This is a genomic window from Streptomyces sp. NPDC041784, from assembly GCF_055591025.1.
Genome location: NZ_JBVJAB010000024.1, coordinates 39,691 through 63,761, shown reverse-complemented (window position 1 = coordinate 63,761; position 24,071 = coordinate 39,691). Strand labels below are relative to the sequence as shown.

General features: G+C 71.0%; 26 protein-coding genes. 18 read left to right on the top strand and 8 right to left on the bottom strand.

The features are described from left to right. Nucleotides 1-68: 68 nt before the first annotated feature. The 6 genes from ACZ6D7_RS35990 to ygfZ all read left to right on the top strand — a co-directional run bounded on the left by ACZ6D7_RS35990 (nucleotide 69) and on the right by ygfZ (nucleotide 5,029). Nucleotides 69-878 (top strand): hypothetical protein, encoded by an 810-nt coding sequence (locus tag ACZ6D7_RS35990; protein ID WP_469500205.1) that lies wholly within the window; start codon nucleotides 69-71, stop codon nucleotides 876-878. Beyond that, nucleotides 875-1,723: a hypothetical protein gene (locus tag ACZ6D7_RS35985; protein WP_469500203.1), complete on the top strand. Its 849-nt coding sequence runs from the start codon at nucleotides 875-877 to the stop codon at nucleotides 1,721-1,723. Before ACZ6D7_RS35990 ends, ACZ6D7_RS35985 begins: the two co-directional genes overlap by 4 nt. Beyond that, nucleotides 1,720-2,763 carry a hypothetical protein gene (locus tag ACZ6D7_RS35980; protein ID WP_469500201.1) on the top strand — a complete coding sequence of 348 codons (1,044 nt, stop codon included), beginning with the start codon at nucleotides 1,720-1,722 and terminating at the stop codon, nucleotides 2,761-2,763. Before ACZ6D7_RS35985 ends, ACZ6D7_RS35980 begins: the two co-directional genes overlap by 4 nt. A gap of 226 nt (nucleotides 2,764-2,989) precedes the next feature. Beyond that, nucleotides 2,990-3,565: a heme-binding beta-barrel domain-containing protein gene (locus ACZ6D7_RS35975; protein WP_469500199.1), complete on the top strand. Its 576-nt coding sequence runs from the start codon at nucleotides 2,990-2,992 to the stop codon at nucleotides 3,563-3,565. Nucleotides 3,566-3,606: 41 nt separating this feature from the next. After that, nucleotides 3,607-4,053 (top strand): Fur family transcriptional regulator, encoded by a 447-nt coding sequence (locus ACZ6D7_RS35970; protein WP_469500197.1) that lies wholly within the window; start codon nucleotides 3,607-3,609, stop codon nucleotides 4,051-4,053. Nucleotides 4,054-4,063: 10 nt separating this feature from the next. Continuing rightward, on the top strand, nucleotides 4,064-5,029 hold the full coding sequence (gene ygfZ, locus ACZ6D7_RS35965; RefSeq protein ID WP_469500196.1) for a CAF17-like 4Fe-4S cluster assembly/insertion protein YgfZ: 966 nt from the start codon (nucleotides 4,064-4,066) through the stop codon (nucleotides 5,027-5,029). An 8-nt stretch (nucleotides 5,030-5,037) separates the two neighbouring features. Here ygfZ and dtd read toward each other — a convergent pair whose 3' ends face one another. Then, nucleotides 5,038-5,463, bottom strand: a complete 426-nt coding sequence (dtd, locus tag ACZ6D7_RS35960) for a D-aminoacyl-tRNA deacylase (RefSeq protein ID WP_469500194.1) — start codon at nucleotides 5,461-5,463, stop codon at nucleotides 5,038-5,040. Nucleotides 5,464-5,631: 168 nt separating this feature from the next. Between dtd and ACZ6D7_RS35955 the strand changes: the two genes are divergently transcribed. The 3 genes from ACZ6D7_RS35955 (at nucleotide 5,632) to ACZ6D7_RS35945 (ending at nucleotide 8,792) form a co-directional block, all read left to right on the top strand. Next, the gene (locus tag ACZ6D7_RS35955; protein WP_469500192.1) at nucleotides 5,632-6,216 is read left to right on the top strand and encodes an RsiG family protein; all 585 of its coding nucleotides are present in this window, start codon (nucleotides 5,632-5,634) and stop codon (nucleotides 6,214-6,216) included. A gap of 97 nt (nucleotides 6,217-6,313) precedes the next feature. After that, nucleotides 6,314-7,579, top strand: a complete 1,266-nt coding sequence (locus tag ACZ6D7_RS35950) for a GNAT family N-acetyltransferase (protein ID WP_469500190.1) — start codon at nucleotides 6,314-6,316, stop codon at nucleotides 7,577-7,579. A 313-nt stretch (nucleotides 7,580-7,892) separates the two neighbouring features. Continuing rightward, nucleotides 7,893-8,792 carry a winged helix-turn-helix domain-containing protein gene (locus ACZ6D7_RS35945; RefSeq protein WP_469500189.1) on the top strand — a complete coding sequence of 300 codons (900 nt, stop codon included), beginning with the start codon at nucleotides 7,893-7,895 and terminating at the stop codon, nucleotides 8,790-8,792. Here ACZ6D7_RS35945 and ACZ6D7_RS35940 read toward each other — a convergent pair. Beyond that, complete coding sequence (locus ACZ6D7_RS35940) at nucleotides 8,782-8,976, bottom strand: hypothetical protein (RefSeq protein ID WP_469500188.1); 195 nt, start codon at nucleotides 8,974-8,976, stop codon at nucleotides 8,782-8,784. The genes ACZ6D7_RS35945 and ACZ6D7_RS35940 overlap by 11 nt on opposite strands. A gap of 153 nt (nucleotides 8,977-9,129) precedes the next feature. Between ACZ6D7_RS35940 and ACZ6D7_RS35935 the strand changes: the two genes are divergently transcribed. Together ACZ6D7_RS35935 and ACZ6D7_RS35930 are read left to right on the top strand one after the other, a co-directional pair. Beyond that, nucleotides 9,130-10,008, top strand: coding sequence for a FadR/GntR family transcriptional regulator (locus tag ACZ6D7_RS35935; RefSeq protein WP_469500186.1), 879 nt, complete (start codon nucleotides 9,130-9,132; stop codon nucleotides 10,006-10,008). Further along, nucleotides 10,008-10,757, top strand: coding sequence for an HAD family hydrolase (locus ACZ6D7_RS35930; RefSeq protein ID WP_469500184.1), 750 nt, complete (start codon nucleotides 10,008-10,010; stop codon nucleotides 10,755-10,757). Before ACZ6D7_RS35935 ends, ACZ6D7_RS35930 begins: the two co-directional genes overlap by 1 nt. On the opposite strand, the gene ACZ6D7_RS35925 is transcribed toward ACZ6D7_RS35930, so the two are convergent. Beyond that, a complete protein-coding gene (locus ACZ6D7_RS35925) occupies nucleotides 10,748-10,930 on the bottom strand; it encodes a hypothetical protein (RefSeq protein WP_469500183.1) in 183 nt (60 codons plus the stop codon). The two genes, ACZ6D7_RS35930 and ACZ6D7_RS35925, sit on opposite strands and share 10 nt — an antisense overlap. Before the next feature lie 173 nt (nucleotides 10,931-11,103). On the opposite strand from ACZ6D7_RS35925, the gene ACZ6D7_RS35920 reads away from it, so the two are divergent. Further along, nucleotides 11,104-11,970, top strand: coding sequence for a winged helix-turn-helix domain-containing protein (locus ACZ6D7_RS35920; RefSeq protein ID WP_469500181.1), 867 nt, complete (start codon nucleotides 11,104-11,106; stop codon nucleotides 11,968-11,970). Between the two features lie 299 nt (nucleotides 11,971-12,269). Beyond that, nucleotides 12,270-14,381 (top strand): phosphotransferase, encoded by a 2,112-nt coding sequence (locus ACZ6D7_RS35915; RefSeq protein ID WP_469500334.1) that lies wholly within the window; start codon nucleotides 12,270-12,272, stop codon nucleotides 14,379-14,381. Between the two features lie 42 nt (nucleotides 14,382-14,423). Here the strand turns inward: ACZ6D7_RS35915 and ACZ6D7_RS35910 are convergent, their stop codons facing one another. Then, a complete protein-coding gene (locus tag ACZ6D7_RS35910; RefSeq protein WP_469500178.1) occupies nucleotides 14,424-15,386 on the bottom strand; it encodes a zinc-binding dehydrogenase in 963 nt (320 codons plus the stop codon). Between the two features lie 151 nt (nucleotides 15,387-15,537). Here ACZ6D7_RS35910 and ACZ6D7_RS35905 point away from each other — a divergent pair, with 151 nt between their 5' ends. Continuing rightward, the gene (locus ACZ6D7_RS35905) at nucleotides 15,538-16,026 is read left to right on the top strand and encodes an HAD domain-containing protein (RefSeq protein ID WP_469500332.1); all 489 of its coding nucleotides are present in this window, start codon (nucleotides 15,538-15,540) and stop codon (nucleotides 16,024-16,026) included. Here ACZ6D7_RS35905 and ACZ6D7_RS35900 read toward each other — a convergent pair. Next, a complete protein-coding gene (locus ACZ6D7_RS35900; protein WP_469500177.1) occupies nucleotides 15,995-16,933 on the bottom strand; it encodes an NAD(P)-dependent oxidoreductase in 939 nt (312 codons plus the stop codon). The genes ACZ6D7_RS35905 and ACZ6D7_RS35900 overlap by 32 nt on opposite strands. 58 nt (nucleotides 16,934-16,991) lie before the next feature. On the opposite strand from ACZ6D7_RS35900, the gene ACZ6D7_RS35895 reads away from it, so the two are divergent. The 4 genes from ACZ6D7_RS35895 to ACZ6D7_RS35880 all read left to right on the top strand — a co-directional run bounded on the left by ACZ6D7_RS35895 (nucleotide 16,992) and on the right by ACZ6D7_RS35880 (nucleotide 19,779). Next, nucleotides 16,992-17,330 (top strand): winged helix-turn-helix transcriptional regulator, encoded by a 339-nt coding sequence (locus ACZ6D7_RS35895; RefSeq protein ID WP_469500175.1) that lies wholly within the window; start codon nucleotides 16,992-16,994, stop codon nucleotides 17,328-17,330. 695 nt (nucleotides 17,331-18,025) lie between these two features. Next, on the top strand, nucleotides 18,026-18,463 hold the full coding sequence (locus tag ACZ6D7_RS35890) for a helix-turn-helix domain-containing protein (RefSeq protein WP_469500173.1): 438 nt from the start codon (nucleotides 18,026-18,028) through the stop codon (nucleotides 18,461-18,463). A gap of 128 nt (nucleotides 18,464-18,591) precedes the next feature. Continuing rightward, nucleotides 18,592-19,278 carry a hypothetical protein gene (locus ACZ6D7_RS35885; protein ID WP_469500171.1) on the top strand — a complete coding sequence of 229 codons (687 nt, stop codon included), beginning with the start codon at nucleotides 18,592-18,594 and terminating at the stop codon, nucleotides 19,276-19,278. 165 nt (nucleotides 19,279-19,443) lie between these two features. Continuing rightward, the gene (locus ACZ6D7_RS35880) at nucleotides 19,444-19,779 is read left to right on the top strand and encodes a DUF2516 family protein (protein WP_469500330.1); all 336 of its coding nucleotides are present in this window, start codon (nucleotides 19,444-19,446) and stop codon (nucleotides 19,777-19,779) included. 144 nt (nucleotides 19,780-19,923) lie between these two features. Here ACZ6D7_RS35880 and ACZ6D7_RS35875 read toward each other — a convergent pair whose 3' ends face one another. The 3 genes from ACZ6D7_RS35875 to ACZ6D7_RS35865 form a co-directional block, all read right to left on the bottom strand. After that, nucleotides 19,924-21,339: a PP2C family protein-serine/threonine phosphatase gene (locus tag ACZ6D7_RS35875; RefSeq protein WP_469500169.1), complete on the bottom strand. Its 1,416-nt coding sequence runs from the start codon at nucleotides 21,337-21,339 to the stop codon at nucleotides 19,924-19,926. Nucleotides 21,340-21,651: 312 nt separating this feature from the next. Continuing rightward, the gene (locus ACZ6D7_RS35870) at nucleotides 21,652-22,737 is read right to left on the bottom strand and encodes a C40 family peptidase (protein ID WP_469500167.1); all 1,086 of its coding nucleotides are present in this window, start codon (nucleotides 22,735-22,737) and stop codon (nucleotides 21,652-21,654) included. A 366-nt stretch (nucleotides 22,738-23,103) separates the two neighbouring features. After that, nucleotides 23,104-23,949 carry a class I SAM-dependent methyltransferase gene (locus ACZ6D7_RS35865; RefSeq protein ID WP_469500165.1) on the bottom strand — a complete coding sequence of 282 codons (846 nt, stop codon included), beginning with the start codon at nucleotides 23,947-23,949 and terminating at the stop codon, nucleotides 23,104-23,106. Between the last annotated feature and the right edge of the window lie 122 nt (nucleotides 23,950-24,071).

The following is a 24,071-nucleotide window of genomic DNA, read 5'->3' as shown; positions in this document are numbered from 1 at the left end:
CGTGTTGACCATCGGTCTCCTGTGAAGCGCGATTCGGAAGGCGCGCTTCACGTTCTGAGGGGGATGGGATGGAAGATCCCGCAAGAGGAGGGGAAGAGCCGGTCCCGGCGGTCGAGACGGCAGAGACGGCGGAGACGGTCGAGGTGGCCGAGGTGGCCGTGTCTCGTCCCCGCCGGCGTGGCCGTACGACGCTGATGATCGTCGGCGCCGCCGTGCTCGGTGTCGTCGCCGGCACCTGCACCGGCTACCTCGTCCAGGCCGAGCGCGAGCCCACCAAGTTGCCGCCGCTCTCCCAGCCCGTGGTCGGGCAGGCCAAGGGCGAGGTCGAACCGCTGTCGGCGGCGCAGGACCGCAAGGTCAAGATGGACGGCGACCTGCGCAAGCTGCTGGTGTCGCGGCCCAAGGGCGCGCGGGACACCGAGTACACGCTGGGCACCGACGGCTGGATGGACCTGGCCGAGTATGCGGACCGGTACGAGCGGCCGGCCGCCACGTTCGACAACCTCGTCGACGACGAGTTCCGGCGGGCGGCCGTGACCTCGTGGCGGGTGGGTGAGACGTACAACGTCGACATCTACCTCGCGCAGTTCCGGCAGGAGAGCAAGGCGGCGGCGTCCGAGTGGGCCGAGAACGGCTACTACTGGGCCGAGGACGAGGACGACACCCGCAGCTGGCCCCTGCCAGGGACCGGTGAGGGCAACGGGACGGTCTTCGTGCACGACACGCCCGACCGGGAGCCGGGGTACCTCCCGCTCTACACGGCCGAGGCGTATGCCTGGCGGGGCGATGTGTACATGGAGATCGTGATCTACGACAGCAAGCCGATTCCCAAGGCGAAGATCATGGACCTGGCCGAGCGGCAGATGGGGAAGCTGTGAGCGAGAACCCCGAGATCATCGAGGGCGCCGTCGCCGAGTCCGTCGTCGAGGAGACCGTTGTCGAGCAGACCGTCGTCGGGAAGCGGGCCCGGAAGGTCCGTCCCGGCCGGATCGCCGCCGTGGTCGGGGCGCTGGTGACGGCGGGGGCGGTGGTGGGTGGCGTCGGCTTCACGGTCGTGACCGTGCGGGACGCCGACCGCGACCCCGGCAAGCCGACCTGGAAGTTCCCGGCGGCGGCCAAGGACGACGACAAGGGCGATGCGGACAAGAAGTCCGGGTCGGGGCTGAGCGCGCTCTTCCTGCCGTTCGGCACCGACGACTACCAGCGCGGGCCCGACGTCGACGAGTTCGGCCCGGACGCCGAGTTCAGCGGTGCGCAGGCCACGGCCCTGCGCAAGGAGTCGTTCAAGGACCTGCCCCGCTCCACCCGGCGGGAACTGGAGAAGCTGGTCGACAAGCAGCGGATCCAGGGCATGGCGATGCGGAGCTACGTCGTGGGCCACGAGAACTACAACATGACGGACTCGATCACCACCGCCGTCACGCTCACCCGGCTGGAGAACCGCACCGCCGTGCGCGACATGGCCACGTCCTTCAACGGGTTCCTCGCCGACACGGACTTCTTCCGCAAGGGCCCGAAGATCGAGGGCCACAAGGACGCGCAGTGCTTCTTCACGCCCAAGGGCAAGGACGAGGACCTGGCCAGTGCGTTCTGCACCGCGTACGTCGGAGACGTCCTGGTCAGCGCCACGACCGACGGCCCCGACCCGCTCGACGCCAAGTTCGTCACCAAGTTCTTCGCCGCCCAACTCGACCGCATCGACAACCCGGGACAGGCCGTATGACCGACCAGCCGCAGACAAGGCCTGCCACCGAGCCGACGCCCGAGCCGGCACCGGCACCGGCATCCACGCCGGAGCCGACCACCGGCACGCCCCCGCCGGCCGAGCCCGCCGCCGGCAACGAGCCCGCCCCCGCCGAGCCCGGTGCCGCCGACCCGCTTCCCACGGCAGCAGCCCTCCTCGCTGCCGGATCCGTCCCGGCCCCGGGCAGTCACCCGGCCCCGGGCACCCTCGCCACCCCGGACACCCTCCCCACCCCCGACACCCTCCCCACCCCACCCAAGGACCGCCGCATCCTGCGTGCCGTTCTTCGCTGGACCGCCGTCGCCGGTGTGTTCGCGGTGCTCGGGGCCGGTACGGCGTACGGGATCGTGGGGATGGAGCGGACGGACGTGCCGGGGCTGGCGACCGAGTCGGACGGGCGCTGGGTGTATCCGGCGATCTCGCGCGCGCCGGTGCCGGCCGGGAGTCCGGGGCCCCTGGACACCGCGAACTGGTCCAACAGCCACTACGCGGACCTGCGGGAGCTGCTGCTGCCCGCACCCGTCGGGGCGACCGAGGACAAGGCGCTGCGCGGCACCGACGGGTGGCTGGCCACCAAGGACTTCCTGGCGGTGTTCGCGGTGGCCGAGGAACGGGAGAAGGCCGGCCAGGTGCTCACCGACCAGGGGCTGCGCCACATCGCGGCCCGCGGCTGGACCACCGAGGACGGCACCCGCACCGGCATCTACCTGCTCCAGTTCGACACGGGCGCGGTGGCCGCGGACGTCTTCCAGGAGTTCACCGAGTACGACTCGCCCGTGTTCAACGCCCGCGGCGCGGACGTGACGGTGTTCGACGACGGCTACCCGACCGCCGCCGACGTGACGGACATCGAGCGCTACGCCTACGACGAGTTCAAGCCGTACGGCGCCGAGCACCTGCGTCAGGCCTACCTGTGCGCCGGTGACGTCATCGCGGTGATCATGCAGTCCCGCAAGGGCACCGCCGCCGCCGTTCCGTTCCAGCAGACGGTCGTCCTGCAGAGCCAGCTGCTCGGCTGACCCCAGGACGTACCTCGTAGGGAGGGCCGGGCCCCGGCCGCGTAAGCTGGGGCCCGGCTCTGTTGTACGTACCCCGAAGCACGCTCATCCGAGGAGCACCCCGTGGAGATCTTCTTCGAAGCCCTGCTGGCACTGGTCTGCGTGGGCGTCCTCGCCTTCGCCGGTCTGACCGTGAAGAAGCTGTACCAGGGCCAGCGCTGACCCCTACGTCCAGGAACTGCCACTCATGATCGAGATCCCGTCCGACCTGCACAAGGACCTCGTCCCCCTCGCCTTCCTGCTGGGCAGCTGGGCGGGCGCGGGCGTGCACGACTTCCCCGGCTCGGAGAAGTGCAACTTCGGCCAGGAGGTCACCTTCGCCCACGACGGCCGGGACTTCCTGGAGTACCAGTCCCACACCTGGGTCCTGGACGACGACGGCAACAAGGTGAAGCCCTTGGAGTCGGAGTCCGGCTTCTGGCGGATCGACGGCGCCCGCAAGGTCGAGGTCACGATGACCCGCGACGACGGCGTCATCGAGATCTGGTACGGCGAGATGGCCGACCAGAAGCCGCAGATCGACCTGGTCACGGACGCCGTGGCCCGCACCGCCGCCTCCCGCCCGTACACCGGCGGCAAGCGGCTGTACGGCTACGTCAAGAGCGACCTCATGTGGGTCGGCGAGAAGCAGACCCCCGAGGTCGAGCTGCGCCCCTACATGTCGGCGCACCTGAAGAAGGTCGTCACCCCGGAGGACGTCCAGCGCTGGGCGAAGGCCCTGCCGGACGACATGCCGGACGACGGCATCGCTTTCTTCAAGTAGTCCCGGAAGTAGTCCCGGAAAGTAGTTCTAGACTCGTCGGTGTGGTGAGCACCGACTGGAAGAGCGACCTCAGGCAGCGCGGCTACCGGCTGACGCCGCAGCGCCAGCTTGTCCTCGAAGCCGTGGACACCCTGGAGCACGCGACCCCCGACGACATCCTCGTGGAAGTGAGGAAGACGGCGTCGGGGGTCAACATTTCCACCGTGTACCGGACCCTGGAACTCCTGGAGGAGCTGGGGCTGGTCAGTCACGCCCATCTCGGGCACGGGGCGCCGACGTACCATCTCGCCGACCGCCACCACCACATCCACCTGGTCTGCCGTGACTGCGAGAACGTCATCGAGGCCGATGTGGACGTGGCGGCGGCCTTCACCGCCAAGCTGCGCGACACCTTCGGCTTCGAGACCGACATGAAGCACTTCGCGATCTTCGGCCGGTGCAAGGACTGCTCCCGGAAGGCCCTGAAGGGTTCAACTACCGAGTCGTAGGCTTATGGCTATGAAGAGCCCTCTGCTGTCCCTGCCCGGAGCCGTCGCCGCCGAGGGTGTCGACGAAGGCGTCGCCGCCCACTACGGCGACCTGTTCCGCGAGCAGCGCGCCCTCGCCGACGGCACCGGTTTCGTCGACCTCTCGCACCGCGGGGTCGTCACGGTCACCGGTGAGGACCGGCTGAGCTGGCTGCACCTGCTGCTCACCCAGCACGTCAGCGACCTGCCGACCGGCCAGGCCACCGAGGCGCTGATCCTCTCCGCGCACGGCCACATCGAACACGCGCTGTACCTCGTCGACGACGGCACGACCGTCTGGGCCCATGTCGAACCCGGCACCCAGGAGACGCTGCTGGCGTACCTGGAGTCGATGAAGTTCTTCTACCGGGTCGAGGTCGCCGACCGCACGGCCGATACCGCCGTCGTCCACCTGCCCGCCGGTTCGATCGCCGAGGTCCCCGAGGGTGTCGTCGTCCGCGAGACCCCGTACGGCCGTGATCTGTTCCTGCCGCGCGCGGACCTGGAGTCGTACGCGCAGAAGGCGGGCCCGGCGGCCGGGATCCTCGCCCACGAGGCGCTGCGCGTCGAGCACCACCGCCCGCGCCTCGGTTTCGAGACCGACCACCGCACCATCCCGCACGAGCTGGGCTGGATCGGCACCGCCGTCCACCTCCAGAAGGGCTGCTACCGCGGCCAGGAGACCGTCGCCCGGGTGCAGAACCTGGGCAAGCCGCCGCGCCGGCTGGTCTTCCTGCACCTCGACGGCAGCGAGGTCCACCTCCCGGCCCCCGGCACCGAACTCCGTGTCGCCGACGAGAACCCCGACGGCCGGAAGATCGGCTTCATCACGACGTCCGTACGCCACCACGAGCTGGGCCCCGTGGCCCTGGCCCTGGTCAAGCGGAACGTGCCGGTGGACGCGCCGCTGATGGCCGGTACGACGGCCGCCGCCCAGGAAGTGGTCGTCGAACCCTAGTTCGCGCCCTAGATCTCCAGCAGCACGGTGAACGGGCCGTCGTTCGTCAGGGACACCCGCATCTGGGCGCCGAACCGGCCCGTCGCCACCGTGGCGCCCAGGGCGCGCAGCTGGGCGACGACCTCGTCGACGAGGGGTTCGGCGACCGGGCCGGGGGCGGCCGCGTTCCAGGTGGGCCGGCGGCCCTTGCGGGCGTCGCCGTACAGCGTGAACTGGCTGATCACCAGGAGCGGGGCGTCGATGTCGCTGCACGACCTCTCGTCGTGCAGCATGCGGACCGACCACAGTTTGCGGGCCAGCTGGGCGGCCTTCTCCGGGGTGTCCTCGTGGGTCACCCCGACCAGGACGCACAGTCCCTCGCCGGTGATCTCCCCGACCGTCTCGCCGTCCACGACGACACTCGCGCCGTCCACCCTCTGCACCACCGCTCGCATGCCGACCATGATGCCGGGTGCGCCGTGCGGGCTCGCAGGGGGCCGGGAGGACGCTTCTTTTGATCCTTAACGCCCCATCTAGGGCCGTTCGGGGGCACTCGGTCACATTGTGGCCAGTTGGGGTGGCACGATGCTTGCACACGCCGGTCGAGGGGACGGTTGAGGCGTATGAGCACACCGAGTACCGGGCGGCTGGAGACACACCGGCCGCCCGCACAGCGCGGCGAGAGTCCGGCGCCGCCCGAGGATCCACCCGCGTACGACCTGGCCCGGCTGAGCCTGCCCGAGCTGCGCACCCTGCGCCGGGACGCCCAGCGCGACGAGGCCGACCTCAGCTATGTACGGAGGCTGCTCCAGGGCCGGATCGACATCCTGCGGGCCGAACTCTCCCGGCGGGGCCCGGCGGCCGTGCCGAAGCCCACGGCCGAGGCCTCCGTGGTGGCCCGCCTCCCGGAGATCCTCACCGACGGCCCGGCCCGCCAGCGTTCCTCCGCCCGCCATGTCACGCTCGGCACCCCGCACAACGAGGAGTACGGGCGGCTGGCCGCGGAGATGCTCGCCGAGGTCGAACTCTCCGACCTCGGCGCCCGCACCGACCCGGAACTCCACGAGGCCATGGCCCGCCTCGTGCGCTACGAGCAGCAGGCCTCCCGCCGCCGCCAGGGCCTCCAGCACACCGCGGACGAGGCGGGCGCCGAGATCTCGCGCCGCTACCGGGAGGGCGAGGCCCAGGTGGACGACCTGCTGCTGTGACGGCGGCCGGGGCCCGGGGTGCGGAGAAGCGGCCGAGGCCCACGGGGGCGGAAAAAAGGGGCCGCGGTGAAGCGGGGTCGCTGCTTACCGTGGGGGCATGAGCCGTCCCTCCGCCGCACTTGAGTTCCGCCAGATCGAGGACTCCGAGCTGTCCGACTGGATGCGCGCCCTGAAGACGGGGTTCCTGCGGTCGCCGGTCGTCACCGAGGAGCAACTGGCCGCCCGCCGCGCCGCCACCCCGGCCTCCCGCATCTCGGGCGCCTTCGACGCCGGCCGGTGCGTGGCCACCTTCCGCTCCTTCCCGCAGGAGCTGACCACGGTCGGCGGGGCCCCGGTCCCCGCCGACGCCATCACCAACGTCGCCGTCCTCGCCACCCACCGCCGCCGCGGCATCCTCAGCCGCCTGATGTCGGACGACCTGACCGCCGCGAAGGACCGCGGTGACGTCGTCGCCACGCTGATCGCCGCCGAGTACCGCATCTACGGCCGCTACGGCTTCGGCCCGGCCACCACGACGACCGAGTGGACGATCGACATAGCCCGCTCCGGCCTCGACCGCGGCCGCAGGGTCCCGGACCCGGCGGACGGCGGCCGGATCGACCTGATCGACGGCGAGGAGGTCCGCAAGCTCGGCCCCGACCTGCACACCCGGCTGCGCCTCGGCCAGCCCGGCGCGGTCAGCCGCGACGACACCTGGTGGGAGCTGAACACCGGGGTGCTGCGGCTGTACGGCGACGAGTGGACCGAGCCGTTCTACGCCGTGTACCGCTCGGCGGACGGCGAGGTCGAGGGCATGGTCTCGTACCGGTCGGACGACAAGTGGACCGACGCCATGCAGCCGCGGAACACCGCGTCGGTGGACTGGCTGATCTCCGTGACCCCGGCCGCCGAACGCGCCCTGTGGCACTACCTGTGCTCCATCGACTGGATCACCCAGGTGAAGTCGGGCTCGCGCTCTCCGGACGACCTGCTGCCGCGCCTGCTGCCGGACCCGCGGGCGGCGAGCATCACCTCGCAGGCCGACTGGCTGTGGGTACGGCTCCTGGACGTCGTACGGGCTCTGGAGGCGCGGACGTACGGGGCGGAGGGGGCGCTGGTGCTGGAGGTGGTCGACCGGGCCGGTCTGGCCGGCGGGCGCTTTCTGCTGGAGGCGGGCCCCGAGGGCGCGTCCTGCGCGCCGACGAGCCGCAGCGCCGACCTCACGCTGGACGTGGCCGAGCTGGCGTCGCTCTGGCTGGGCGACGAGTCGGCGGTGCGGCTGACGGCGCTGGGCCGGGTCCGGGAAGAACGAGCGGGCGCCGCCCGGGGGGCCGACGCCCTACTGCGTTCGTCCGTGCGCCCCTGGTGCCCGGACCTGTTCTGAGCTCCTTCCGTGCGGCCGACGGGGACTGTTCATCCGTAGCTGTTCAGTTGTGACTGCTGTTCAGTTGTGACTGTGCGCGCGATGTTCAGTTGTGGCTGTGCGGCGATGTGCAGTTGTGGCTGTACGTCGTTGGCGCCTGCTCGGGCTCCCGGCTCCCCTCCGGAAGGGAGTCCGAACGGCCAACCGTCTGAAAGCTTGACCATGTTGTTGAAGTTGGCTGCCAACTTCACTGTACTTATGTCCGCTTGGAAGCGTCCTATAACCATCTCTCTTTGAACTGCCCAAAGATGGCGGGAAGTTGTACTGTGCGGACGTGGAGCCGGAACATGCCTCCGTCAATGGGCGGAGGAGGGCCGAGCGGTCACACCGAGAGGTGGCCGACGAGCTGCGCACCCGGATCAGGACCGGAGTGCTGCGGCCGGGCCAGCGCATGCCCACGCAGGCCAAGCTCGCGGACGAGTTCGGCGTCGAGCGCGGCGCCGTACGCCAGGCGCTGCGCATCCTGCAGTCGGAGCACCTGCTCACGAACGTCTCCAAGGGCAGCCCGGCGACGGTCGCCGCGCGGCCCGGGCCGGCCGGTCCGCCCGTCGGGGCCGAGGCGGAGCCGCAGCCCGCGATGGCGGGCCTGCCGCTGCGCATGACCGAGGCCTTCGCCGCCGACCATGTCGAGGTGGACGCCCTGTGTCTGACCGCGGTCTCGCTGACGGCGGCGATCGGCGAACCACTGCGCCAGATCCACGCGGGACGGCTGAAACCGGCCAAGATCGACGTCCGGGTCCTGCTGCCCTCCCGGAACATCGACCTGGCCTTCCCGGCCCCGGTGGACTCCTCCGCCACCGAGCGCCTCCAGCCGCACTGGCTGGCCCACCGCAATGCCCAGGGCCAGGTGCTGCGGCACAATCTGCTGACCCTGCGCTCCACGCACGGCATCGAGGTCCACGTCACCTTCCGCGCGCTGCCGTTCACCCCGCCGGTGAAGCTGTACCTCCTCAACGGAACGGAGGCGCTGTTCGCGTACTACACGGTCCAGCGCCATGAGCGGACGATCGGTCAGGAACACCTGGAGATGTACGACGCCGAGGGCTCGCGGTCGGTGCTGTTCGCCTTCGAACAGGGCGCCGGGTCGCGGGACACGACGTTCGTGGCACAGTCGCGTCTGTGGTTCGACGCACTGTGGGAGACGATCAGTTCGGATCTTCAACTCACGAGCTGAGGGCGGGTCCGGAGGCCAGGAGGGCGAGGAGCACGGCGCCGACGGAGCTGATGGCGGGGCTCTTCGCCTTGATGCCGACACTGAGCAGAAGCAGGCCGATGGCGCCGGCGGTGCCGTACTTCCATTCGATGGTTCGCTCGACGCCGAAGACGAAGGCGGCGCAGAGGAGGGCGAGGACGGGCATGGTGGTTCCCCCCTTCGGAGGTCGGAGTGGGAGGCAAACCTTCCGCCAACTCACTCAAGTTGGCAACCAACTATGACTATGTTGTCCCCACTTGGCGACAACCACTAAACAACTTTCAAACAACTGCCCATAGATGGGTGGAAGTTGTAGCGTTTGGTCGTGACCCAGGAGAACGTGGCAGTGAACGGCAGCAGAAGGCTCTCGCCCCAGGAGATCGCCGACGTCCTGCGGGAACGCATCCGCGCCGGCGAACTCAGGGCGGGCGACCGCCTGCCCACCCAGGCCGAGCTGGCCGACGAGTTCGGCGTGGAGCGCGGCGCCGTACGCCAGGCCCTGCGGGCACTCCAGGACGACGGACTGCTCACCAACGTCAGCAAGGGCAGCCCGCCGAGGATCGCCGAGCCGCCCGCCCCGGGCAACGACGAGCCCCAGCCCACCATGGTCGGCCTCTCGCCCCGCCTCACCGCGGCCTTCTCCGCCCCGCACGTCCGTATCGACGCCGCCTGCCTCACCGCCGAGAGCCTCATCCCGGCACTCGGCGAACCGCTCCGACTGATCCACGGGGGCACCCTGCGCCCCGAGAAGATCGACGTCCGCATCCTGCTGCCGTCCCGGGACATCAACCTCGCCTTCCCGGTCCCGGTCGACGGCAGGGGCGTCGACGACCCGGTGCACGAGCGCTGGCTGGCGATGCGGAACGCCCAGGGACATGTTCTGCGTCACAACCTCCAGACGCTGCGCTCGCACGGCATCGACGTCGACATCACCTTCCGCGCGCTGCCGTTCACCCCGCCCGTGAAGCTGTACCTCCTCAACGGGACCGAGGCCCTGATGGCGTACTACATGGTCACGCGCCGCGAGGAGTCCACCGACACCGGAACGCTCGACATGTACGACGTCCTGGGCACCGAGTCGCTCCTCTTCTCCTTCGAGAAGGCCGCCGGTCAGCGCGACGCGGCGTTCGTGGAGGAATCCCAGAAGTGGTTCGACGCCCTCTGGGAAACCATCACGACGGACCTGACACTCTCCTAGTGACCTCTGATACGCAGCAGACTCAAAAGGCGATCCCCGACACCCGGACCGAGGCGGCGGACCTGCGGGAAGCGATCACGCGCGCGCGGGTCGTCCTCTGGGACTTCGACGGGCCGATCTGCCGGCTCTTCGCCGGCCACTCGGCGGAGGGGGTGGCCGAGGGCCTGGTCGAGTGGCTCGAGGGGCGGGGCCTGCACGGCCTGCTGACGGACTCGGAACGGGAGTCGCTCGACCCGCACGTCGTCCTGCGCGCCGTGGACCGCAGGCACCCGGGCAGCGATCTCGTGGCGGAGCTGGAGGAACGTCTCACGAAGGAGGAACTGCGGGCCGCGGAGTCGGCGCGGCCCACGGCCTACGCCGATCCCCTGATCCGTACCTGGACCGCCGTGGGCGCGCGGCTGGCCGTCACCACGAACAACTCCCCGCGGGTCGTGAGCAAGTACCTGGAGGGCCGCGGGCTGACGGAGTGCTTCGCCCCTCACGTCTACGGCCGCACCCAGGACCTCCACCTCCTCAAGCCCGACCCGCACTGCCTGAGGCGGGCCCTGAACGCGATGGGGTCCGCGCCCGGGACCGCGCTGATGATCGGCGACGCCCCCACCGACTTCCTGGCCGCCCAGGCGGCCGGTGTTCCGTTCCTCGGCTACGCGCGTAACGAGCGCAAGGAGAAGCTGCTGCGGGGCGTGGGTGCCACGACCGTGGTCGGTTCGCTGGACGTCGTGCTGAACGTGGTCGGGCGTCAGGCCTGAGTCATCAGGAGCATCAGCACGACGGCGGCCCCGACGGCCAGGCCGTTGTGCCGTGCCCGGATGCCCACCCCGACGGCGAACAGCAGGATCAGACCCACCGTGCCGAGCTTCGCCTGGGCGTGCATTCCCACGGCGATCTCGAGCAGTCCCTGTAGTGCCGATAACAGAAGCATTCCCCTCCACCTTCCGGCCACTCTCAGTGAAGCGTGCAACTCTCGGTCCAATTGGACTGGTTGTCGTGAAGTGGATTTCCCCGGCCGGACAGATCCTTAAGCGGCAGGGCGGTCGGCAACTCAGCCTGACTGAAAGTGGTTTGTCATTGGACCGGGAGCGGTACGGTCGCCTTGTGGACGCACAGCGGAGCGGCGACGGCGGCGGCAGGGAGTTCCAGCGGGTCTCCGAGGAACTGCGGGCCCGGATAGCCGACGGGATGTATCCGCTGCGCACCTTCCTGCCGTCCCAGCGCGATCTGGCCGCGGAGTTCGACGTCTCCCGTGACACGGTGCAGCGGGTCCTGCGGGAGCTGTCCGAGGAGGGGCTGATCGAGTCCCGGCAGGGGAGCGGGTCGCGGGTGACCAGTGTGCCGCGGGTCCAGCCGTCGGCAGGCATGGAGGGTCGGCTGCGCGGCGGGCGCACGCTCGGTCCGCTGCTGGGCGAGGCCTTCGAACAGCCCGAGGTCACCGTGGACGTCTTCTCGTTGACGTCCGAGTCCCTGGCCGCCCACCTCACGGTGCAGGCGGAGCGGATCGTCGGCGGATTCATCACTCCCCAGAGCATCGCCCTGCGCCTGATACTGCCCTCGGAGGACCTGCCCGTGCCCTATCCGAGGGCGACGGACGACCCGGACGACCCGCGTCCGAGGGATCGCCTGCGCCTGATCACCGAGCGGTCGACGGAATCGGTGAGCAGGTTGTTCACGGACCTGGCGGCGTTCGTGCCGTCCGTCGACTTCGAGGTCCGCAGGGCTCCGCTCACCCCGACCTTCAAGCTCTACCTGCTCAACGGGACGCAGGCGCTGCTGGGGCCGTACGAGGTGATCGAACGAACGATCACGATCGACTCCGGAGAGTCGATCCCCTCGCTGGATGTCCTGGGTTTCGGGGCGCCCTTCACCTACCAGGTGAAGGACGCGCACCCGGACTCATCGGGAACACTCTTCGTCGACAGTTGGCAGAGGTGGTTCGACTCGGTCTGGTTGCGCATCGCCGCATAACCGCTGACACGAGCGTGCGCTAGCATGCCCCGCATCGCGCGAGCAATCGCTCTCGTCCGTACGTATGAAACGGCGAACACGCCAGTTTTGAACGCCCTCAGTGGATGAGCGTCAAACCACCCCTTTGTGCTTGCTCCACAGCTAACTCTGGTCGTGCGGCGTAGCACGCGGCATTCGACGATTGCCGTACCCATCAGATCGAGCGTGAGTATCCGGAGCGGCCCGTGGTCGAGCCCCTTGTCTACCAGCGCCTTCTCGGGGGCCCAGCCGTCGGTGATCCGTCCGACGTCACGTACGGGATGTTCCTCAGGCTCGCCGAGTCCACGGCGGCCTCCAGCGGCCATCACAACCGGAACCATGTCGTCCCCCTGACCGAGGACGTCGCGAGGCTGGTCGGCCGTGCCGCGGGCGCCGAGGTCATGGTGCGCGTACCGCACGACGACGCCCTGCCGGTGGTGATCAGGACCTGGCGCGACGAGGCCGCGATCCTCGACGCCGTCCGCAGTGTTCTGCCGCATGCGCCCGAGTGCCTGGTCAAGCGGTCGAACTTCGCGATCCACAGCTATGTGCCGGGCGTTCCGCTCTCCACCATCTGCGGAAACGGTAAGCCTGTCGACACCCTGGTCATGAAGGCGCTGGCCGAGCTGCTGGCCCGGATGACCGCGGTACGCCTGGCGGTGCTGCCGCCCCTGCCGGCCGGGTGGCCCACCAACCACACGGACAGCCAGAGCTTTCTGAAGACCCTTGCCCGGTGTGCGGACGAGCAGATCCGCGTACCCAACTGGCCTGCTTTTGGTGGGCTGTTCACAGCGCTCGGCATTTCCGACCGAGCCCTCCTCGAGTTCGCCGACCGGATTCCCGCCATGGCGCGGCGGCCGTACAGCCTGCTCCACGCCGACCTGCACCGGGACAACGTGATCGTGTCGTACACCGGTGAACCGCCGCTGATCTGCGTCGACTGGGAGCTGGCGAGCTACGGGGATCCCCTGCACGACCTCGCGACCCACCTGGTGCGGATGCGGTACCCCGCGCACCAGTGGGACGAGGTGATCGACGCGTGGGCGGAGGCCATGCTGCGGGTCCGTCCCGCGGCGGTCAACGGCCTGGGCAAGGACCTGCGGCACTACCTCGACTTCGAGCGGGCGCAGTCCGTGTACCCGGATGTCATGCGGGCGGCGCAGCTGCTGAACGGGTCGTTCACCCTGAAGAACCTGGACGAGGCGACCGCGCAGGTGCACCGGGCGCTGACCGCGGCGGCGGAACCGCTGCGGCTGCGGAACGTGCCGACGGCCGGCGAGATCGAAGGGGTACTCATCCGGTGGCTGGCCTCGCGAGGTGAGGTGAAGGGTGCCGAGTGGTTGGTCCAGGTCCTCGACTGGCAGCCCGATCCGCGCGTCGCTGAGCATCCGGATTTCCCGGCCGCGTCCGTCCGTGACGCCCTGCTGGCCGAGGGGGCCGCCAGAGCCGACCAGGTGTTCAAGGGGACCGCGCACCTCAACACGGTGGTTCGGGTGCCGGGCTTCGCCAGCCCCGTGGTCGTACGGCGCAAACTGCCGAACGTCTCCCGGCGCGAGCCCAGTTATCTCAGCGAGCACGCCGTGCTCCGCGCCATCCACGACTCCGGGGTACAGGTGGCGGCGCCGCAGTTCTTCGCGCTGGGCAGGAGTTACACGAAGGACCAGTTCGCCGTCCACCTCTACGTCGGTCCGCGGGGCGGCCAGCCGCCCCGCCACCCGGTCAACGGCCTGCGCCCGCACGAGGCGGACGGGCTGGTCGACCAGCTGTGCGCCCTGACGGCCGTCGACTACGGGGGGATCGATCCGGCCGCCGGTGCGGGCCGGTTCTACGAGTGGCTGACGGAGCAGCTCGTCCACCTGGTGGGGGACCTGCCGAAGGAGTCGCTGCGGATGGCTCGGTCGCTCGGGCTGCCGGACCGCGATCGACTGCGGCAACTCCTTTCCGGGCACCGGGTCGGTCGACGGGCGCCCGCCCTGCTGCACGGCGACCTCAACCCCTGGAACCTGGTGTGCCGTGACGACCGCCTGGGGGTCACCATCATCGACTGGGAGATGGCCCTCGTCGGCGACCCCCTGTACGACCTGGTCCGGCACGTGCACCTCACCCCGACCCGGCCGGAGATCAAGGAGCGCATGGTCCGGCGGTGGGAGCGGCAGCTGTCGGCCGAGTACACCGAGGGCTGGCAGCAGGACTGGGGCGCCTACCGGCGCATCGAGATCGTCCGCTCCGCCTACATCGACCTCGACCGCCTGGTGACCCGGGCCAGCCTCGACGTGCCCAACGTCCGCCGGGCCGTGGATTCCTACGCCGACACCCTGTCCGCGGCCACGGCTTCCCTGGGCCTGCCGATGCCGGCGACGGCGAACCCGTATCTGGCCCGGGCGCTCGCCTGAGGGCCGCCCGAGGCCGCGCCCGTCCCACAGCCGCGTGGGGCCTCACACGTCCAGCACCACCTTCCCCACCACCCCCCGCCCCTCCACCGCGTCGTGCGCCGCCCGCGCCTCCGTCAGGGGGAACACCGCCCCGACCACCGGCCGCAGCCGGCCCGCCGCGGCCTCGGACAGGGCGTGCGCCGTCAGCCGGCGCAGGTCATCGGGGGCGAACTGGACGTCGGCGATACCGAGGACGGTGATGCCACGGCGTTCGACCTCCTCGGCGTCGAGGGGCGCGAAGGTGCCCGAGGGGGCGCCATGGGCGGAGAAGCGGCCGAGGTCGACCGTCAACGGGAGGGCGGCGGCGCCGAGTTCACCGCCGACCCCGTCGAGGACCACCTCCGCGCCGCCGCCCAGCACCTCGCGGGCCCGTTCCACCCAGTCGGGCGCGGACACGTCCACCGTCGCGTGGGCGCCGAGCTCCGCCACCAGGTCCAGCTTCCGCGCTCCCCGGGCCGCCGCGACCACCGTCGCTCCCCGGGCGCGGGCCAGCTGGAGGAGCAGCGTGCCCATGCCGCCCGAAGCGCCCAGGACCAGGACGCGGTCGCCGGGGGAGACGGCGACGCGTTCGAGGAGGCCGGTCGCCGTCACGCCGTCGTGGACCAGGGCCGCCGCGGTCCGCAGGTCCAGCCCGTCGGGGACCGGGACCGGGGCGGTCACCGGCGCCGTCGCGTACTCGGCGTAGCTGCCGTCGACCGCGGAGACCACCCGGCGCCCCACCCAGCCGGCGTCCACGCCCGCCCCGACCGCGGCGACCGTGCCGGAGACGCCGCCGCCGGGGACGTACGGCGGTACGACGGGGAAGTAGGAGCGGAACAGGCCGGCGCGGACCTGTGTCTCCACGAAGATCGTGTCGGCGTGGGCGACCTCGATCAGGATTTCGCCCGGACCCGGGACCGGGTCCGCCAGCTCCACCGTGGCCAGGACCTCCGGTCCGCCGAACGCCTTCACCTGTGCCGCTCGCATGACATACCCCCATCGCGCTGCCCTGTTCCGGATGCGTGCCCCTGCAGTCTTCGACCTCAAGCTCGCTTGAGGTCAAGCGGCATCCGCGGGGCTCGGCGGATCTCCCGGTCGACACTCCTCCCCTCCGGGGGGATCCTGTACGGCGATGGCGATGCTGCTCTTCCTCGATGTCGACGGGACTCTGATCCCGTTCGGGGGCACGGACCCCCACCCGGTGTACGGAACGTCGTCGCACCCCCTGCTGCCCCGTCTCGACCCCGCGCTCGGGCCCCGGCTGCGCGCCCTGGGCTGCGAGCTGGTGTGGGCCACCACCTGGCTGGACGACGCGAACGACCTGCTGTCCCCCTGGCTCGGCCTGCCCCCGCTGCCGGTGGCGGAGTGGCCGGAGGAGGACGGCCCGGACCTCCCCGATGCCTCTGGCCTGCACTGGAAGACGCGGCCGCTGGTCGAGCGGGCCGCGGGGCGGCCGTTCGTCTGGCTCGACGACGAGGTCACCGGTGCCGATCGCGCCTGGGTGGCGGCCCACCACCCCGGGCCCGCGCTGCTCCACCGGGTGGACCACCGGCTCGGGCTCACGGACGCGGACCTCGGGGTGGTGCGGGAGTGGATCAGCCGGCACCGCGGGCCAGGAGTTCGCTGACACGCATGAATCCGTCCGAGCCGTGGCCGGCGGCGACGACCCGGCGGGCCTGGCCCTCGATGGCGCGCATCACGGTCGCGTCGATGCCGTGCGCCTCGGCGGTGTGGGCGATGTGGGTCAGGGAGGACACGGCGGAGGTGATCGGGTTGAGTTCGCCGGAGAAGGAGCCGCTGTCGACGTCCCCGGCGAACTCCTCGAACAGGGGCGGCAGGATCGCCCCGATGCCCTGGGCGAAGGGGGCCAGTTCACCTGCGCTGATGCCCTCCGCACGGGCGACGGCGACGGCGTGCGCGAAACCGGCCATCGCCGTCCAGAAGACGTCCAGCAGGGCGATGTCGTAGGCCGCGGCCCGGCCGGTGTCCTCGCCGAGGTGCGTGTGGGTGCCGCCCAGTGCGTCCAGCACGTGCCGGTGCTCGCGGTACAGCTCCTCGGGGCCGCTGTAGAGGAACACCCCGTCGGGGGTCCCGATGGTGGTCGTCGGGGTCATGATCGCGCCGTCCAGGTACCGGATCCCGTGCCGCTCCGCCCAGTCGGCGGTGTCCCGGGCACGGGCCGGGGTGTCGGCGGAGAGGTTCACGACGGTACGGCCCTTCAGCGCGCCGGCCACCGGCTCCTCCCGGAGGACCGCGTCGGCGGCGTCGTAGTCCCGCACGCACACCACGACCAGCCCGCTCGCCCCGACGGCGTCCCTCGCCGTACCCGCCACCACGGCGCCCCGCCCGGCCAGGTCGCTCTCCCGGCCCGGGGTCCGGTTCCAGACGGTGGTCCGCACACCGGCGTCCAGGAACGCCCCCGTGAGGGCCCGCCCCATGGGCCCGAGCCCGAGGACGGTGACGGTGGCGGCGACGGCGGCGGTGGCGTCGGCGGCGGAGGACACGGCGACGGAACCGTCATTCGATGAGGGCATGACTGACATGACTCAACTCCCTTAGGATGAAGATGAATTGCTGACAAAAGGGGTACGAGTGACCAGGCAGCGAGCCAAGGATCCGAACGTCTGCGGAGTGACCGCCGCGATCGCCGTGATCGACGGCAAATGGAAGACCAGCCTGTTGTGGCTGCTGGAGTCCGGCCCGCACCGGCCCGCCGAACTGCGCCGCCGGCTGCCGGGACTCAGTGAGAAGGTGCTGACCCAGGCGCTGCGCGAGATGGAGGAGGACGGCCTGGTGCACCGCGAGGTCCACGACGTGCTCCCGCCGAAGACCGTCTACTCCCTGACCTCGTTCGGCCTCGAACTGGCCGAGGCCCTGTCCCCCCTCTCCGACTGGGGTCACCGCCGCCTGGACCGCATGACCACCCCCTGATCACTTACGACCACCCTCCCCGGGGCGCGGCCCGCTGCCAAGTACGCACAAAAAGGTGGGTGTTCGGGGTCATGAGGTAGCGCCACCCGCCCGAAAATCCGTGGAACCGCACCCTCGTGCGCCGTTACCGTTCTCCCGCCCGCAGTCGCCTGCCAAGGACGTGCCGTGTACACCAAGTGAGACCCCCCGAGCGCTGATCCGTCGCGCGTCGCACCTGTGCGCCGCGCTCTTTTTCGCTGCGGTCTTCTCACTGGAACCGGTGTATTTCTGTGTCCAAGAACTGGGTGGTCGCGCCCACCTGCCTGCCCTGCCTGCCGATGGTTCTCCGCCGTTGCCACCGGTGCAACGTGCGTTCCGTACGACCCGAGCTCCTGAACCCGCTGCGCGCCAACGACGCCGGCCTGACAGGCGAACCGCTCCAGGACCCGGTCGTACGGCGCCGCGACCGGGGCGGCTCGGGTCGGACAGAGCGGCCGGCCTGGCAGTCGCCGTACGGTCCGTCGCCGCACCGGTCGCACCGCGGCCGGTGGGCGCCTGTGCCGGGGTTGGCCTGGCCTCGGTCCCCTCTGCGGCGCGGATATCAGGGCGACCGGTGCGTCTGAGTGCCGAAGGCTCACCCGGAGGGCGGAGTGGCGCGACACACTTTTGCAAGCAGGTGCTTGCAATTGTTAGCAAGGGTGGTGCAGGGTGGAGGCATGGCATCGCTCAACGTCGGCAATCTCGGTGACTACCTGCGCGAGCAGCGGCGCAACGCCAAACTCTCGCTCCGGCAGCTCGCGGATGCCGCCGGGGTGTCCAATCCGTACCTGAGCCAGATCGAGCGCGGGCTGCGCAAGCCGAGCGCGGAGGTGCTCCAGCAGGTCGCCAAGGCCCTGCGCATCTCCGCCGAGACGCTGTACGTGCGGGCCGGAATCCTCGACGCGGAGCGGGACCGGGACGAGGTCGAGACCCGCGCGGTCATCCTCGCCGATCCCACCCTGACCGAGGCGCAGAAGCAGGCGCTCCTGCAGATCTACGAGTCCTTCCGCAAGGAGAACGGATTCGAGACCGCGCAGGAGAGCCACGCGGACGACGAAGGGGCGGACATCCCGGGCAAGGGCGGCCACGCCGATCCGCAGCAGACGGCCAGTTGACCGGACCAGGGGACCGGCCGTCCCGCCGCGGACCTGTACGACCCTCAGCCGAACACGACGTACGCGACATGAACGAAGACGTACACGACCAGCGCGCATCCGATCGCGCATCCGGGAGGACCTTCACCATGGCCATCACCGACGACCTGCGCAAGACCTTCAGCGACCCGACCCCGCTCTACTTCGCCGCCGGTACCGCCGACCTGGCCCTCCAGCAGGCGAAGAAGGTGCCGGGCCTGGTCGAGCAGCTGCGCACCGAGGCCCCGGCCCGGATCGACGCCGTCCGCAACACCGACCCCAAGGCCGTCCAGGAGAAGGCCGCCGCCCGTGCCAAGGAGGCCGGCGCCAAGGCCAAGGAGGCGCAGGAGACCCTCCAGGCCAAGGTCAACGACTTCATCGCCGCCCTCGACGGCGACATCAAGAAGCTCGGCACCACCCTCGACGCCGACCTGAAGAAGCTCGGCGAGTCCGCCCAGGACATCGCGCTGCGCGGTGTCGGCGTCGCCGCCGAGTACGCCGTCAAGGCCCGTGAGACCTACGAGAAGGTCGCCGAGCACGGCGAGCAGGCCGTGAAGACCTGGCGCGGCGAGGCCGCCGAGGGCATCGAGGAGATCGCCGTCGCGGTCGAGCCGAATGCCGAGCCCGCCGAGTCCACCGAGGCCAAGGACGAGCCGGCGGCCGCGCAGCCCGCCGGGGCCAAGGCCGAGCCCGCCCCGGCGTCCGCGAAGAAGACGGCCGTCAAGAAGGCTCCGGCCGCCCGCAAGGCCACCACCACCGCCACCACCGCCAAGAAGACGACGCCGCCGGCCAAGTGAGACCGACGGCCGACAGGGACGCGGCGGACGGGAACATACGGTCACGGGCCGGGCACTCATTGGGTGCCCGGCCCGTTGTACGGGTAGGAAGAGCGCGGTTGCGGGTACGGTGACCGCGTAAGAACGAGCCAGGTCGTGCCGACTCGGGTGGTGGACGTAGTGCTGATGCAGGGGTTCGACAGTTTCCTGACTCTGCTGAGCTTGGCCCTGATCGTGTTCAGCGGCTTCGCGCTGGTCGACGCCGCGCTGCGCCGGGAGGACGGCTACCGGGCGGCCGACAAGCAGACCAAGCCCTTCTGGCTGATCGTCCTCGGGCTCGCCTTCGTGGTGAACCTGATCTTCAACATCTTCTCGTTCCTGCCGATCATCGGCCTGGTCGCGACGATCGTCTACATGGTCGACGTCCGCCCCGCCCTGCGCTCCCTCCCGGGCGGCGGCCGGGGCCGCCGAGGCGGCTCCAGCAGCGACGGCCCGTACGGCCCGTACAACGGCGGACGGTAGGACCCGCCCCGCACTCAGGGCGGTGACGGTCAGGGCGGCGGCGCTCGGAGCGGTGACGGTCAGGGCGGTGACCCCTGCGTCCCCCGCGGCACTACGGCCGCGGCCTTACGCAGATCTACGCGGCCTCACGCGGCTTACGCGGCCCTACGCCACCCGGTCCAGCAGAACCACGGCCACGTCGTCCGTCAGCTCCCCGCCGTTCAGCTCCCGCACCTCGTTCACCGCGGCCCGCAGCAGCTGCTCCCCGCTCAGCCCCTCGGCGAGCTGCCGGCGGATCATCGCCACCATCCCGTCCTGGCCCAGCCGCTCCCGGCCCGCACCGATCCGCCCCTCGATGAGCCCGTCGGTGTAGAGCATCAGGCTCCACTGCGCACCCAGCTCCACCTGCATCCGCGGCCAGCGGGCCCCCGGCAGCAGACCGAGCGCCGGTCCGTTGTTGTCGTACGGCAGCAGCCGTGCCGGCCGGTCCGGGCGGGCGATCAGCGGTGCCGGGTGGCCGGCCAGGCACAGGCCCGCGCGGCGGCCGTCCGGCGCGATGTCGACCGTGCACAGCGTCGCGAAGATCTCGTCGTCGTCCCGCTCGTGCTCCAGCACCTGCTGGAGCGTGCCGAGCAGCTCGTCACCGCACAGCCCCGCCAGGGTCAGCGCCCGCCAGGCGATGCGCAGCTCCACGCCGAGCGCGGCCTCGTCCGGGCCGTGGCCGCAGACGTCGCCGATCATCGCGTGGACCGTGCCGTCGGGCGTGCGGACCGTGTCGTAGAAGTCACCGCCGAGCAGCGCGCGCGAGCGGCCGGGGCGGTAGCGGGCGGCGAAACGCAGCGGGGAGCCCTCCAGCAGGGGCGTGGGCAGCAGCCCGCGCTCCAGGCGGGCGTTCTCCTGCGCCCGCAGCCGGCCCTCGGCGAGCCGCCGCTCGGCCGTGTCGGAACGTTTCCTCTCAACGGCGTAGCGGATCGCGCGGCTCAGCAGCCGGCCGTCCAGCTCGTCCCGGAAGAGGTAGTCCTGGGCGCCCACGCGCACCGCCTCGGCGCCCCGCTCGGCGTCGCCGGACCCGGTGAGCGCGAGCACGGCGTGCCGGGGCGCCAGCTCCAGGACGTGTCGGAGTACGGCGAGTTCGTCGTCGCCGGACGCGCGGCCGGGTGCGGGCAGCGCCAGGTCGAGCAGGATGCAGTGCACGTCGTCGGTGAGCAGCCGCCCGGCCTCGGTGAGGTTGCGGGCGGTGCGGACGCGCATCGGCTTGCCGTCCGCGTCCAGCAGGTCGGGGACGATCGGCGCGGCCGCGGGGTCGTCCTCGATCAGGAGCAGGGTGAGCGCGGTGGAGTGCGTGGTGGTGTGCGCAGGGGTGTGCGCCGCCGTGGCCTGCGCGGTGCCGGCTGCGGCAGTGCTGATTGCGGCGGTGCTGGTTCCGGCCGTCGCGTCGTTGTGAACGGCTTCTTCCTTGTGGGTGGCTTCCCGGCGGAGCGGGGCTTCTGCCTTGGAGGGGCCGCCGACTGTGGGCGCGGCCGGCGCCTGACCACTCTCCACGGCCGGGATCGCTCTCTGCCGCGGTACGGGTACGGGCATCGTCTTGGGTTCCTTCCCTCCCCCCGAGGGCATGGGCGGGGCGAGGGACCTCGACCCACCGACGGGGACCATAGCGGCAGAAGGCGCCGCAGCGGAATGGTGTGCGACACCCGGCTTGATCTCTGGCCACTGTCATATGCCGCTTTCCCTACCGCAGTTGGGCAGGATGGGCCGGGGTGCGGGATGACGAACGTCACGTCCGTACGGGGTTTGATGCCTCGCCCGGCGTGCCGTGGGTCACGTGGCGGGGGTCACGCGCCCGGCCTTCCGGCGGCCCGGCCACGTGAGTTCACCCCTTTTGGCTGATTTGCCCTACGCGTCCGGCCGGACCACGCCGAGGATCGGCATCGTGCCCGCCCCCGCCAGCGTGATCGTGCGGCCCGGGCGCGGGGCGTGGACGATCGCGCCGTCGCCCACGTACAGCGCGACATGGCTCGCGTCGTCGAAGTAGATGATCAGGTCGCCGGGGCGCATGTCCTTGATGGGGACGCGCTGAAGCTGCTTCCACTGCTCCTGCGAGGTGCGCGGAACGGTCGTGCCGGCGCTCCTCCACGCCTCGGAGGTCAGCCCGGAGCAGTCGTAGGTGTCCGGACCCTCGGCGCCCCACTCGTACGGCTTGCCGATCTGAGCGGTGGCGTACTTGATGGCCTTCTTGCCCTGCGCGGAGGCCTTGCCGTCGATCTCGTCGAGTATGCCGGTGTCCAGCCAGGCGGTCTGGGCCTTCTGGGCGGCCTGCTCCTGGAGTTCGGCGAGGCGCTTCTTCTCCTCCTTCTCCAGCTGGGACTCGAGCTTCTCGGCCGCCGTGATCTGCTTCTCGATCCGCTTCTGGGCCGTCGCCTTGGCCTTGCGGTTGGCCTCCAGCTTCTCCCACTGCGCCGAGGCGTCCTGCGAGTACTGCTCCAAGTCCTCCTGGGTCCGGGTCAGTTCACCGAGCAGGCCCTTCGTGGCGCGCTGGCCCTGGATCACCCGGCCGGCGCCGTCGAGGAAGTCGCTCGGGTCGTCGCTCAGCATCAGCTGGGCCTCGTCGGGCAGGCCGCCGGTGCGGTACTGGGAGCGGGCCGCGGCGCCTGCGCGGTCCTTCAACTCGTCCAGCTTCTCCTGGCCCTTGACGATCTTCTTGGCCAGCTCGACGATCTCCGCGGACTGCTCCTTCGCCGCCTCCTCCGCCGCGTTGTAGGCGTCGGTGGCGACGGCCGCGTCGTGGTAAAGCGCGTCGAGCTTCTCGCGTACGGCCTCGAGGTCCGTGCTCGGCGCGGGCGTGAGGTCCGGGCTGGTGGTCGGCGCCGGTGAGGGACTCGGGCTCGGGCTCGCGAACGCCATGCCGGGTGCCCCCAGCACGGTCACCGCGCAGACGACGGCCACCGCCACCGCGTACAGGCTGCGCTTGCCACGTCGCATACCCAATCCCCCAACTGATTTCCCGTCAGTAACTTACGGTGCCCGGGGGATCGTGCCATGTCACGGCCGAAAACGACAGAGGTCGAAGCCCGACACGGCCACTCTTCCCCCGCGTACCCTCTCCGTATGATGATCGCCCCGCCAATGTGACGAACGACTCGCCGGGATCGTTCCTGGGGACCACGGAAGGATGAACGGCCGGAGCAGCGGCGGCCGGAGGAGCCTCGGTCGGAGCAACGGCGGCCGAAGCAACGGCCTCCGGAGCAACCTCGGCCGGAGCAACCTCGGTCGGAGGAACCACGGCCGGAGCAACGGCCTTCGAAGGAACCTCGGCCGGAGGGAACCTCGGCCGCAGGGAATGTTCGGTCAACCCCGAGGCGCCAACGCCCCCCACCGCACCGTCACTTCCCCCTGGCGCCAGCGCGCGGGCCCGTCCGTGACCGGCCAGTCCGCCGTCAGGTCCCGTACCGTCCGGATCCAGCGCTGGCGGGCGCCGTACGCGGCGTAGGGCGCGGCGGCCGCCCAGGCGCGGTCGAAGTCGCGCAGGAAGGCGTGCACCGGCTCGCCCGGGACATTGCGGTGGATCAGCGCCTTCGGCAGCCGTTCCGCGAGGTCCGACGGCCGGTCCAGGGAGCCCAGCCGGGTCGCGAAGGTGACCGTGCGCGGCCCCTCGGGCCCGAGCGCGACCCACACGTGCCGCCGCCCGATCTCGTCGCACGTCCCCTCGACGAGCAGCCCGCCCCGCGACCCGCCGGTCGCCGGCGCGAGCCGCGCGCACAGCCGCTCCCAGACCTCGCCGACCTGGCTCTCGTCGTACTGCCGCAGCACGTTCGCCGCGCGGACGAGGGACGGCCGCTGCGGCACCGGGATCTCGAAGCCGCCGTGCCGGAAGAACAGCCCCTCGCGCTCGTACGGCCTGGCGGCGGCGACCCGGGCCGGTTCGATCTCGACGCCCACGACACGCGCGCGTGGCGCGACGGTCCGCAGCCGGGCCAGCAGCTCGACGGCGGTCCAGGGCGCGGCGCCGTACCCGAGGTCGACCGCCACCGGGTCGCCGGCGCGGCGCAGCTCGGCGCCGTGCGTCGCGGCGATCCAGCGGTCCATGCGGCGCAGCCGGTTGGGGTTGGTGGTCCCGCGCGTGACGGTGCCCACGATGGGGGTCCCCCCGCTCGAGCGAAGCCGAGGGTGGGGGAGGGTCGCGCGGGAGGCCATGGTGACGAGGGTAGGCGGTGCTCGGGCGCGGCCGCAGCGGACGCACCCCCTCTCGAACGGTTGAGCGACCCCCGGTAACGCTCAGGCAAAAATCCCTTCCGCCATGACCCGCCCGGAATGGG